Raw genomic sequence first — 12,432 nt, 5'->3', positions numbered from 1 at the left:
ACCTTGAGTACACATGCAACTCCTGAATCTTGCTGCTGATTGGTATAACATAGTCGTAACTATCTTTCGGCTAATAAAAGAGTATTCATGGAACCACAGATAGAATGGGCGCTGTCACATATCGCCTGGCTGATGTTTATTCTGGCAGGACTCTTCTTTGTCTTGCAGCTTTGGCGTTGGCAGCAGCTATTGAAACATATACGGGTTCAGTATCCTGAACTGGTTCAAACAGATGAAAATTATTCACCCAATATAGCGATAAGAGTCAAACAGTCGCTGGATTCTGGCACTCTGGCCAACAGCCAGGATCCTGTGATTATTCGCTATCAGAAACAACAGAGCAGCCTTAGGCTTATTATGGCCATTTTACTCACTATTGGCTTTGTAATGGCTATATTCGAGTGAGCTAAACCCGTTAGTAACTGCGTCATTCAAAACAGACCATAGATGAATATAAGTTATCTATGGTCTGTTTTATCAACCCAAAGTTCTGCTAGTGTTCCAAGGTTATTGTTTGGGCCAGGGAAAGCTCACCTCAGGCTGCTCGCCATAACAGGTGGGGCGTCTTGGGCAAACCGCACCTCTGGAGCAGATCAATCTAGCATCACCGGCAATCCCACGCTCGACCCAATTGATATTGAGGATCCGCGCAACCGTCAGCAGTTGCTGTTTTATCTTTCTGGGAATGGCGCCTTCTCCGCCCTGCTCGACACAAGCCTGTTTAAGATCTTGCGCCAGTGACAAGGCATCTTCCCCTTGGGCCTCTATGGCAGGATTGAGATCTATCCCGGCACAAAGCACATGGTGATTGCCGGCCAAGTCTTTGACCTTGACCGATTCACAACAATAGATCCTAGGTTGTTGCTCCACATCCAGAATGGATATCTGCGCCGAACTGCCTTCCTTGGGCTCGGTGATCATCCGAAATACCGCCCAGTGCTGACAAGGATCGGCCACCGCCCGCATATTACCCCAGGGTAGCGGGATACCATTGCCGCGATACACTGCTTTTAGCTTGCCCGGAGCATAGGCGTCGAAGTAGTGCCAGTGAGGATAAGGTGAAACCACTGTCATACGCCGCATCGCTACCGAAGGAGAAACCCCCGCCAGCCGGTGAGCATCTATCTCGTAGCCGTATCTGTCCAGCAGTTGTCTGAATGCCACCTTTGGGCAGAGCAAGGCCCCGGCAAAGAAACTGGCCTCAAAGCCACGCCAGGCCTGGAGTATATCCTGGGCATTGAGAGACGAACTCTGGATCTGGGGATCGGTTTCACTGAAACCACTGCGGCCCACGGTCAACACATTGCTCAGCCCATCGCGGTTATGCAGCACACAGTGACCTATATGCACCGCCAAATCGTACTTGAGCCTGGTTGGTTGAGACTTGAGGATCTCGTTGAGAAATAGCGTTCCCGGCGGCTCCATGTAAGAGGTCACCAACTCTCCGGTACATATCCCCTGGGCATCCGTCAGCTGTTTTGCCGGCCGGGCGAACCATTGGATCTTCAGTCCCTGCGCCGCGGCGAGATCCAGCATCTCTTCTACCGACAAGGGCAGACGCTTCTTACCCACCTCTTCGGCGGCCCGTTCCAGATCGGGGAAATGGTTTTGATGGTGTTCCTGATGGGCGCGGATCAATAAGTGGGCAAACTGGCGGCCGCTGATCCCCGTCTGTGACAGCATCTCGGGAATGGCTATCTGCAGAATATCATTGGAAAACAGGAAGCCGGGCTCCAGCGGCATACCACTGACACCACCGCGTCGCCCCTTGTCCGGGGTGATAGCTTGCTCCTCCGGCGCATCGTCCAGAAACCAACTCACCTCTTTTTGAAAAACTGCAGCTATGACCGCCAGCATACCTGCACTGGGAACACGCTTGCCCCTTTCGATCATCGACAGGTATGACACAGACGGCGCCGACTCAGGATCGACCCTGACACAGCGTGCCGACAAATCTTCCATAGTTAAGTGATTGCGTTTTCTGAGGTTTCTTATTTTAGTTCCCAGAAAATGTGACTTACGGATCAGGCTTTGGTCTTGGCGCATTTTGTAAAATTCACACTGTAAAATTTTTATTGTGAAATTGTAATCAAAAAACCGCTAGCCTACAAATTAAGCAATTCACAGGAATTGTCCGGCCATGAGGCAAAGGTGCCATCTGGTCAAGGAAAGCAAAACACGAGGGCGAGACGATGAACATCTCCACTATGCAGCAAAAAATCAATCAAGAGCACAACCCTTTCATCGCCGAAGCCGTCTTTGCCGTGGAAGCACTCGGTGAACGCCATATCGCCGACAAGATGGCCAATGCCAAGCAACTGCTTGACCGGCTATTCCCACTGGCAAACGGCTCACATGCCGAGGTGGTTTGCTATGTGGTCTACTATCAGCATCTCTTGGCCTGCTTTGCCGATGGCAGCCAGTGTGGCCTCAAACAGCCACAACAGTTTGTTGCCCTAAGCGGCCACCGCAGCGAACCAGAAGCCATATTGCTCAAGGATGATCGCGACTGTCACCTGGAGCTAAGTTTCGACCGCCAAGGCTGTGTCGGCAGCCGCGACTGCGCCGCCATTGAAGACATTCAGCTGGAACGCTGTCTCATCGATGGCCGCTGTCAGGACAACAGGCTCAAACGTGAGTGGATTAGCCTGTTGCACAATGATGGCGGTCAGCCACGCAGCAATAAGTGCTGCAAGCGCTTTACCACTAAAGATGGTCATGAGTATCAGTTGTCATCACAAGTCTAAGCGCCGAAGAATGTCATAGGCACTTGGCCTTATTAAACACAGCAAAAGACACAGTAAACTTGTGCCAGAAGTGACATAGACTCAGGATCGGGGAACTGGCTTCCCTGGTCCTGTTGTTTTAGTCAGAGATTCAGTAAAACTTACGCTGGATATTAAGTTAATTTTAGTTTTCCTAGCATTTTGCCTAATTTATACTAACGCTCCCGGAATTTTACTATCTCTTATCCATGAGCCAACTGCAGAAAAAGTGGCTGTTTTGCCTGCTTGCCCTCGCCTGCCTACACCCCGCCATCTCCTCACCTCTGGCACTCTTGGTGGGATTTGTGCTGGCTAATCTCGGCTGGTTGCCATCGGACTGGGATCTGGGGAAACTGACCAAAAAACTGCTGGCCATCTCCATTGTCGGCCTGGGTTTTGGCATTCCGCTGCAACAGGCGATCGACGCCTCTGTAGGCAATTTGCCGTTAATCCTGGGATCAATATTGCTGACCCTGCTGGCGGGCACGACGTTGACTCGGGTTTTGGGGTTGGATAGGCGAGTCGGTCACTTGATTGCCAGTGGCACCGCCATCTGTGGTGGCAGCGCCATCGCAGCTGTGGCACCGGCTATCAATGCCCGCAACGAACAAACCGCCATTGCACTGGCCTGCGTCTTTGTACTCAACTCGGTTGCGCTGTTCGTTTTTCCCGTGATAGGTCATCTGCTGCAATTAAGTCAACATGACTTCGGGGTTTGGAGCGCCATCGCCATTCATGACACCTCTTCCGTGGTGGGCGCCGCGTCCGCCTATGGTGAAGAAGCACTTAAGACAGCAACCACCATCAAACTGGCACGTGCCTTGTGGATAGTGCCTCTGGCGGCTATCAGCGCCTTGTTATTTGGTGGCAAGGGTAAACTCAATATTCCCGGATTTATTCTGTTTTACTGCCTGGCTATCGCCATCACCAGTTTGTTGCCGCAAGGCCAATTTATCTATCAGGAGCTATTTGCGCTGGCAAAGCGTGCCCTGGTGGTGTGTTTGTTCCTGATTGGCTGCGGTATCACCTTCAGGAAACTACAGCAAAGTGGTAGTAAGCCCTTACTTCTCGGCGTGATCCTCTGGCTGTTTATCGGCAGTTCGTCTCTTGGTTATATTCTCTGGCAGGGTTGAAAACAGGTAACAAAAGCCTGCGAAGGCGCTGAGTTCAATCAGGGCCCGCAACAAGCCTTGGGTCTGGGTCGATGCCAGTACCACCAGTAAGAGAAACAGCAAGATATAGCCAGGCTTCACCGCCACCTCCACAGTTAAATAATGCCGCTATTATTGGTGTCTGTGGAGCCTGGGTGCCAATATCGATTCTCGATAATAAAGAACCCAAAGCACTAAGAAAAAATTTTTTATACCTTTTTATGGCAGAAGACCTGCTCTCTGTGACAGCGGTAGTCTGGTAGCAATAAGAAAAGTTGCCGGGGAAATGCCTAATCCTACTCGCTCAGCAGCCACTGGATTGGCTTCAATAAACGCGGATAAAACCGCTTTCAAAACGACAGATGCCAATTGTGTCTTAGGCCGCCTGTGAAGCATCGGTGCTAGCAACGGGCTGAATAAAATCTTCCATAAACCAGGCACAGAAGGTATGGCGGCCATCGACATCCGCCTTGGCGTAAATTGCCGAGGCCTGCTGTCGCACCGTCTTCTCCTTGGTACTGCGAACACTGGCAATCTCCTTGAAACTCAAGCCTTTCAACAGTAATAAAGCCACTTCCTGCTCACTGCGGGTCAGCGACCAGAGTTCAAATTGTTGCTGTACCGCCTGAGTGTATTCCTGGCGGGCGGCTTGCATTCGGCTGGAGATGTTGCAGATCCTGGCGTCGGCATTGGCCAACTTTGACTTGAGTAGCTGCATCTCGCGGCTACGGCGGATCAGATCAAAACTGATATACAAGGCACCACAGGCAGAAAGAGCCACCAGAATGCTCTCCTGCACTATATGATAAGTCGGCACTCCGAGCTGCATATCTGACAACACATCCAGCAAATTCAGCGTCATGATCACACTGAGCAGCCCTATCATCACCAGATCCTTCATTGGCACAACTCCCGACTAATAACCTTCAAAAACATACAGTTAAATTATGGTACATATGTCCCATAAGCCCAAATATGATACATGTTGCCGAAGACGACAAGCCAAATCAGTGCCAGGCTGGCGGCAGATATTTCCCCAAGAGAAACTCCCATGAAAATCCGCCCCCTCTACCTGGGCTGTAGCCTGCTGTTAATGGTGTTTCAGCTGAGAGCGGCCCCGGAAACAGACAGAGACGCCCTTTTGTCCCTAAGTCAAAACAGGCTGCACACCTCTTCGGCACAATTGGCTCCAATATATCACAGCTCGGACTGGCTGGCAGGGCTGCCAAGCATCAGTTTGAGCCATCTTGGCAGCCTGGAAAGCCACAACAACTATGAGCAGGAGCTCTCGCTCAACCTGCCTTTTCAGTCGCCGGCCATGCAGCGCCAGAACGCCAAACTCAAGCCCATTAACGAACGCATGCTGGAATTGCAGAGCCAATTGCAGCGCCTCTATCTCTCTGGACTATTGCGTCAGTATTGGTGGCAACAGGCACAAGCCGAGCAGGAACTGGCGCAACTGCGCCACAAGCAACAAGTACTGCAGCAACTGTTGCAGCGGCAACAAGCCCTGAGCCGAAGTGGTGAAATGCCGGCAACTGCGGTACTGCTATTAAAACGTGAACTGCTGGAGTTGTCGCTCGCAAAGCTCCCACTGGAGCAGCAGCGACAAGAGGCCAATGAGGCACTCAAGCGCCTGACCGGGCTGCAACAGCTGCCATCGCTGGATGAAAGTGACACCCCACTGCCGAATGATGCCGGTGCCGGGCATCCCATGTGGCAATTGCTGGCGCTGCAGCAGCAACGTCAACAGCTCACCACAAACACCCAACTCGAAGGAGATGACACTCCTTGGTTGGTTTCAGTCACGGCCAAAAACACTGCAACTCTGGGACAAGATGAACAGTCTCTGGGTCTGGCACTGGAGATCCCCTTGCCTGTTGGCAACGGCCTGAACCAGCAACAGCTTGGCGAGTTGCAGCAACAAAGACTGCAACTGGAGCAACAGCAACAACAGCAGCTACTGCAGAGCCAACTGCAGTTGCAACAACTCAAACAGCGCCAAGCCCAACTACAACAACAGCAGCAAGGGCTGGAACAAGCCATGCAGCTGAGCAAACAGCTCAGCCAAACCCTGCTGACCACGGCCGAACAAGGCCCAGCCCAGTATGAATCCTGGCTGCGGCGCCACCTTGAGGCCCTGGATACCCAAGCCAGGCTGTCGCTCAACCATCTGGCACAAGCCCAGCTGCATTCCCAACAACTGCAAGCGCTCGGAGTTACCCTATGACCCCTAAAACCCTGGTTGGCACACTGGTGTCGACCCTGTTCTTCTCCCCGCTGTGGGCGCAGGAAATTTCGGTTGCTGACCTCGGCAAGCTGACACTCAGCTTCACCTCAGTGAACCAAGTACAACAGATAGAGGCCGCCCCTGTACCGGCAATATTGGCGGCTCAGCCCGGCAGCAGCTTCTATCTCACGGCACCGGAAACCATCCAACAGCGACGCTGGTTGGTGGCCGAAGGAGAATGGGTCGATGAAGGTCAAGCACTGGTGCAACTTAAGGGCGCCGAAATTGCCCACTTTCAACTGCAATTTGCCGCCGCCGAAGCGGCATTCAAGCTCGCCAAGCAACGCTATGATCGCAACCAAAAGCTGCGGGCCAACGGCGCCATAGGTGCCGAAACTTGGTCGCAGATAAGCCGCCAGTATTTCGACGCTTTGCTGCAATATGAACACCTGCAGCATTTCAGTGAATTGCTTAAGCCGGGGGACAATCCCGAAACTCTGATATTGCACGCGCCCATGGCCGGACTGCTGCAATATGGCGATAGCAGTGAACCGCTGATGAGCGGCGCCCCACTGCTGGGGATACTACCCGCCGACGAACTCAGGCTTAAGCTGCGTTTACCCCTGGCCCAGAAAGACAGTGTCAATGCCGTGATGGCCGGAGAGTGCCAACTGCAGATAAGCCGCAAGGACCAGTTGGCCAAACAGGGCTTTGTCGATGCCTGGAGCCAGGCCGTTCCCCCAAGCTGCGGCCTGCAACCCGGGCAGCAGTTGCAGGTTATTCCGCTGCAGGCCATCAATGCCCTGGTGGTGCCCAAGCAGAGTCTCTATTCCTGGGGCACTGGCAGCCAGGTGCTGAGTCACAGCCAAAATAAACTGCGACCAACCGACGTGCAGGTTATAGGTGCCAGCGCCGACAGCTACTTCCTGGCACCCAATGAAACTCTGGTCGGTGCCGAGGTGCTGAGCGACTCAGTGGCGGCCGTCAAAGGCATACTCCTGGGTTTGGGGGGCGAATAGCATGCTCAGTGCCATTATCCGTTTCTCCCTGACTCAAAGGCTGTTTACCCTGATAACAGCGCTGCTGCTCTGTGGTGCCGGCGCCTATTCCTGGTTGGGGCTGCCGCTGGACGCCTTCCCGGATATCTCGCCGACCCAGGTGAAAATCATCCTCAAGGCTCCCGGCATGACAGCCGAAGAGATAGAAGCCCAGGTGACAGTACCGGTTGAGACTGAGCTACTGGGGATCCCCAAGCAGGCGATACTGCGTTCCACCAGCAAGTATGCAATTACCGATATCACCCTGGACTTCAACGAAGGCACAGATATTTACTGGGCCAGACAACAGGTGAGTGAACGCTTGGCGGCGGTATGGGACAAGTTGCCCGCCGATCTGGAAGGCGGTGTCGCCCCCATGAGCACCCCGCTCAGTGAAATCTTTATGTTCTCGCTGGAGAATCCCTCGCTGTCGCTACTGGAGCGCCGTCAGTTGCTGGAATGGGAAGTCAGGCCGCTGCTGCGTACCGTGCCCGGAGTCGCCGATGTCAACATTCTCGGCGGTTTTGCCAAGACACTGCAGATCACCCCGGATCCCGTCGCTCTGGCTCAGGCCGGTATCAGCCAGGAAGAGTTGATAGCCCGTATTGAGAGCAACAACAGCAACACGGGTGCCGGACGCATCACGCTCGGGACAGATAACCTGACGGTTCGCACCGAAGGGCGCATCGACTCGCTGGAGGCCCTGCAACAACTGGTGATTGCCACCAATCAGGGCGGCAGCTATCGCCTGCAAGACCTTGCAAAAGTCGAAATAGGTCATCTCAGCCGCTACGGCGCCGTGACCCGTAATGGTGAAGAAACCACAGAGGCCTTGATCGTCGGCCTCAAGGATGCCAATACCGATCAGGTCATCAAACTGGTACGGGAAAAGCTGGCCCAGATAGAAAAAACTCTGCCTCCCGGTAGCCAGCTGAATGTGTTCTACGACAGGGCCAACCTGATAGATACAGCCATAGGCACCATTTCAGATGCCCTGTTTCAGGCCGTGGTATTGGTTATTCTGCTGCTAGCGCTGTTTCTCGGCAATTTGCGCGCTGCATTGGTGGTATCACTGTCGCTGCCGCTGGCGGCGCTGGCCACCTTTATGCTGATGCGTTACTTCAATCTGTCGGCCAACCTGATGAGTCTCGGCGGCCTGGTGATCGCCATCGGCATGTTAGTGGACTCCTCCGTGGTGGTGGTGGAGAACATGGTCAACCAGATTGCCGGCGGCAAACGCCTGCCCAGGCTGCACCTCATCTACCGCGCCACCAAAGATGTGGCCGTGCCTGTGGTGTCCGGCACCCTGATAGTGATCATAGTCTTCTCACCGCTACTGACTCTCAGCGGCCTCGAAGGCAAACTGTTCACCCCAGTGGCTATCACCATAGTGTTTGCCATGCTGTCGGCACTGGCACTGTCGCTGACGGTGATCCCTGTGCTGGCCTCCTATCTGGTCAATGAAAAAGCGGCCAACGAACCCAAGGCCATTGGCTGGCTCAAGGCCCGCTACCTGCTCAGCCTGCAGTGGGTGTTACAGCACGGTAAGGCTTTTTGCGCCACGGCACTGGTGGCACTGGTACTGAGCCTGGGGCTGTTTACTCAGGTGGGTAAAACCTTTATGCCGACCCTGGATGAGGGTGACATTATTCTGCAGTTGGAGAAGTCCCCGTCGATTTCGCTGCAGGCCTCGCTGGCACTGGATACTCAGATAGAGCAGCACCTGCTGACCACTGTACCCGAGATACGCCAGTTGGTCGCCCGCACCGGCGCCGATGAGCTGGGGCTGGATCCCATGGGGCTGAATGAAACCGATGTATTCATGGAACTTAAACCCGTGGAGGAGTGGCGCTTTGCCAGCAAGGAGGAGCTTATTGATGCCATACGCACCGAAGTGCTCAAGTTTCCGGGGATCAATTTCAACTTCACCCAACCTATCCAGATGCGGGTCTCCGAGATGCTTACCGGCAGCATAGGCGATGTGGCGATTAAAATTTTCGGTGAAGATCTTGAGACGCTTTCAAGATTGGCCAGCGAGACAGCACACCTGACCAGCGCCACTCGCGGCAGCCAGGATGTCAAAACCGCCATGACCGAAGGCAGCCCCTTTATCAACCTCCGTCTCAAGGAGGGTTTGGCCCGCAGTTACAACATGAGTGCCGATGAGTTTGGTCGATATCTCAAGAGCCAACTGGAAGGCCTGGCCATAACCGAGATAATCCAGGGCAAGAAGCGAACTCCCGTGCTGATCGCCCAGGCAGCAGATGGTATCAACAGCCTGCCGCAACTGGAGCAAAGGCTATTGGTGATGCCGGATGCCAGCCTCAGGCCCCTTGGTGAACTGGCGCAAATAAGCTATCGCGAAGGGCCGATACTGATTGAACGCGAGCAAGGCAACCGCTTTGCCGTGGTCACCACCAATGTCAGCGGCCGCGATATCGTCGGCTTTGTCGAAGAACTACAGGGCAAGCTGGCCGCTGAGCTGTCTCTGCCCAGCGGTTACAGCCTGAATTTCGGCGGCGAATTCGAGAACCAGCAACGGGCGACCCGTAACCTGCTGTTGGTGGTGCCCGTGGCGCTGATGCTGATCAACCTGATCCTGTTCACCACCTTCGGCAATATCTCCAAAGCCTTGCTGATCCTGGCCAACGTCCCCTTTGCCATGATGGGCGGTATCTTCAGCCTGTTTATCTCGGGCGAATACCTGTCGGTGCCGGCCTCAGTGGGCTTTATCGCCCTGCTGGGGGTAGCCGTGCTCAACGGCGTGGTGATGGTCAGTTACTATGAACAGTCGCGGCATCTGTTTGCCAGCCTCAGTGAGCGGATCGAACAAGGTGCCGCCCGCAGACTACGGCCGATTCTGATGACGGCCACCACCGCCATGTTCGGCCTGATCCCGCTGGCCTTTGCCACCGGGCCCGGCGCCGAAATTCAAAGGCCGCTGGCAATCGTGGTCATAGGCGGGCTGATCACCTCCACTATCACCACCCTCTATTTGTTGCCGCTGCTGTATCAAACCCTGGAGAAACGCCAATGAAACAACTCTTGGTGCTGATAGTGCAGCACAATCTAAAAGACGATGTGGTCGACACCCTGATGTCGCTGGACTACCTCTCCGGCTTCAGCCTGATCAATATCTGTGGCTTCAGCCGCGAGCACAGCCACTTCAATCTCAAGGAACAGGTGGAAGGTTATCGGGAATTCTACAAGTTTGAGGTGATGCACCCGCAAGAGTCACAGCAGGCGCTGCTGCAAACCCTGGCGGAGGTCTGCCGCCACAACCCCTGCCGCTATTGGATAGTACCGATAGCGACAGACGGCGTGCTGGGTCAGGACTGACGGGATTTAAGCCAATACTGGCCCGCAATAGCCAACAGGCAATAACCGAGGAAGAACCAAAAGCCCGACTCCAGGCTGGCGTGGGTGTGAACCAAATCGCCCATGCCGGCCGAGGCGTTGCCGGACATATAAGTGATAATAAGTGCCACCACAAATACGTCGGCCATGGACCATTTGGCGATGGCAGCGGTAATACTGTCGATGATCTGCCGCACCTTACTGGACAGCGGCGCCTGAGCCAGCAGCATCAGCCCCAGCTTGCAGGCCGGCACTATCACGGAAAACAGCATCACCAGCGCCGCCACCAGGGTATTGCCGTGTTGATGCAGCTCGGTCACTGTGCCCCAGATACTGCGGGTCTTGTTGAACACCTCCATTTCACCTTGAAGGTTGTTAAGCCCCAACATACCGCTAATCATCGCCAGCATTCCCCTGGCACTGTCGCGCCCGGAACCATCACTGACGGCTTCGGCAATCATGTCCAACCCGGCTTCGGTCAGCTCGGCCTTTTCTACCGTGCCGCTGACAGTCAAAATAGGTTGAGTCACCCCGGGGATCAGCAAGGCCAGCGACAATAATAGGGTCATGATAGGTAAAATTCGGCGCATCGGGGTCACTCCACAAACTCAACAAAAAGGCCCACCACTCGGCGGGCCCATCAGTTTACCCAGTTTACCGCCAGATCAATAGAAGGGCTTGGGGTCGACATCCAAAGAGCTGGGCGATACACCTCTGTCTATGTTGAGATCCGACTTTTGCAGATCCACCATGGTCACATCGGTATATCGCTTAAACTTCAATGAATAGAAGCATTTGACTATGGGGTGCAACACATCCCTGTCTTTGGATTCCCAGACTATGCCCACTCGGCCATCAGACAGTTGCACCAATGAACCGACCGGGTAGACACCGATACAACGAATAAACTCATACACCAGGCTCTCATCCAGATGAAAGGGCGTCAGACTGAGCAGAATTTTAAAGGCAGCTGCCGGGCTCATCGCCTCTTTATAGCAGCGGGTGGCGGTAAGGGCATCATAGATATCCACGATACAGCTCATACGCCCATGCAGCGGCAATGCATCTCCAGTCAGGCCCTGTGGGTAACCACGACCATCGAGTTTTTCGTGGTGCATCAGGCACACATCCTTGCTCACTTGAGACAAGCCCTTGGCCTGTTCCATAATCTCGATGGCGTAGACTTGGTGCAGCTTCATGTGCTCAAACTCTTCCGGCGTCAGCTTGCCCGGCTTGTGCAGTATCTTGTTATCCACCTTGATCTTGCCGATATCGTGGAGAATACCGCCGATGGCCAGCTGCCTGAGCATCTCGCGATCCAGCTTGAGATATTTACCAAAGGTGATCAGCAGGAAGGCAACATTGACCGAATGTTCCAGTAAGTAGGCATCTTTGGATCTCAGCGCCGATATGCACTTCATCGCATCAGAGTCGAGCATCACCGACTCGATCATATTGTCTGCCAATGCCGCAAACGGCTCGACTTCTATCGCCTTGCCTTCGAAGGTTTCACTGAGGACTTTACGCACCAAGCCCTTGGCTTCTGTCAGTAGCTGTTTGGCCTGACCTCTTGCCAATTCAGGATTAACCGAGGTTTTACGAGTATGGTTATCGCAAACGGGGCGCTGTTTTTTCAGGCCGCAGTTGTCGCTGGAACGCTCAACATCAACCCAGACAAAACGGATGCCGCTGTTGCTGAGTTGAGTGATCGCCTGACGGCTCCTGATCTGGCCGGCATTGGCGACAGCTAACCGGCCATTGTTCTCAATGGCCGACACATACATGCCTATCCCCAATCGGGTAACGGGCAACTTCAACAGGGCTGCTGTCGGAACCGCATCAGTCATTCTTTCACTCCGGCAAATGCTTCTGTCCTCATCCGAACAACGTTT

Annotated in this window: 11 protein-coding genes; 7 read left to right on the top strand and 4 right to left on the bottom strand. The window is 54.1% G+C overall.

Features of this window, described 5'->3' with window-relative positions; genetic code table 11:
* Nucleotides 1-87 precede the first annotated feature (87 nt).
* Complete coding sequence (locus tag RC73_RS10605) at nt 88-405, top strand: hypothetical protein (RefSeq protein WP_039034608.1); 318 nt, start codon at nt 88-90, stop codon at nt 403-405.
* A 102-nt stretch (nt 406-507) separates the two neighbouring features.
* On the opposite strand, the gene RC73_RS10600 is transcribed toward RC73_RS10605, so the two are convergent.
* Nucleotides 508-2,046, bottom strand: a complete 1,539-nt coding sequence (locus tag RC73_RS10600) for a DUF3612 domain-containing protein (RefSeq protein WP_052248136.1) — start codon at nt 2,044-2,046, stop codon at nt 508-510.
* Between the two features lie 146 nt (nt 2,047-2,192).
* Between RC73_RS10600 and RC73_RS10595 the strand changes: the two genes are divergently transcribed.
* Together RC73_RS10595 and RC73_RS10590 are read left to right on the top strand one after the other, a co-directional pair.
* Entirely contained in the window at nt 2,193-2,747 is a 555-nt protein-coding gene (locus RC73_RS10595; RefSeq protein WP_039034607.1) for a hypothetical protein, read from the top strand.
* A 227-nt stretch (nt 2,748-2,974) separates the two neighbouring features.
* A complete protein-coding gene (locus RC73_RS10590) occupies nt 2,975-3,898 on the top strand; it encodes a YeiH family protein (protein WP_052248135.1) in 924 nt (307 codons plus the stop codon).
* Nucleotides 3,899-4,292: 394 nt separating this feature from the next.
* On the opposite strand, the gene RC73_RS10585 is transcribed toward RC73_RS10590, so the two are convergent.
* Nucleotides 4,293-4,817, bottom strand: a complete 525-nt coding sequence (locus RC73_RS10585; protein ID WP_039034606.1) for a helix-turn-helix transcriptional regulator — start codon at nt 4,815-4,817, stop codon at nt 4,293-4,295.
* Nucleotides 4,818-4,967: 150 nt separating this feature from the next.
* Here RC73_RS10585 and RC73_RS10580 point away from each other — a divergent pair, with 150 nt between their 5' ends.
* From RC73_RS10580 to RC73_RS10565, 4 genes are read left to right on the top strand one after another with little or no spacing between them, the layout of a single operon-like run.
* A complete protein-coding gene (locus tag RC73_RS10580) occupies nt 4,968-6,146 on the top strand; it encodes a TolC family protein (protein WP_052248134.1) in 1,179 nt (392 codons plus the stop codon).
* The gene (locus tag RC73_RS10575) at nt 6,143-7,165 is read left to right on the top strand and encodes a hypothetical protein (protein ID WP_039034605.1); all 1,023 of its coding nucleotides are present in this window, start codon (nt 6,143-6,145) and stop codon (nt 7,163-7,165) included. Before RC73_RS10580 ends, RC73_RS10575 begins: the two co-directional genes overlap by 4 nt.
* Nucleotide 7,166: 1 nt before the next feature.
* Nucleotides 7,167-10,220, top strand: coding sequence for an efflux RND transporter permease subunit (locus RC73_RS10570; protein WP_039034604.1), 3,054 nt, complete (start codon nt 7,167-7,169; stop codon nt 10,218-10,220).
* Nucleotides 10,217-10,522 carry a DUF3240 family protein gene (locus RC73_RS10565; protein ID WP_025009174.1) on the top strand — a complete coding sequence of 102 codons (306 nt, stop codon included), beginning with the start codon at nt 10,217-10,219 and terminating at the stop codon, nt 10,520-10,522. Before RC73_RS10570 ends, RC73_RS10565 begins: the two co-directional genes overlap by 4 nt.
* Here the strand turns inward: RC73_RS10565 and RC73_RS10560 are convergent.
* Entirely contained in the window at nt 10,513-11,130 is a 618-nt protein-coding gene (locus tag RC73_RS10560; protein ID WP_039034603.1) for a paraquat-inducible protein A, read from the bottom strand. The two genes, RC73_RS10565 and RC73_RS10560, sit on opposite strands and share 10 nt — an antisense overlap.
* 75 nt (nt 11,131-11,205) lie before the next feature.
* Nucleotides 11,206-12,387, bottom strand: coding sequence for an HD-GYP domain-containing protein (locus RC73_RS10555; RefSeq protein ID WP_039034602.1), 1,182 nt, complete (start codon nt 12,385-12,387; stop codon nt 11,206-11,208).
* Between the last annotated feature and the right edge of the window lie 45 nt (nt 12,388-12,432).

The sequence above is a fragment of the Shewanella sp. ECSMB14102 genome (genome assembly GCF_000813075.1).
GTDB classification, from domain to species: Bacteria; Pseudomonadota; Gammaproteobacteria; order Enterobacterales; family Shewanellaceae; genus Shewanella; species Shewanella indica.
Note: the sequence above shows the minus strand (reverse complement) of the source record. Positions and strands in the feature narration are given on the sequence as shown.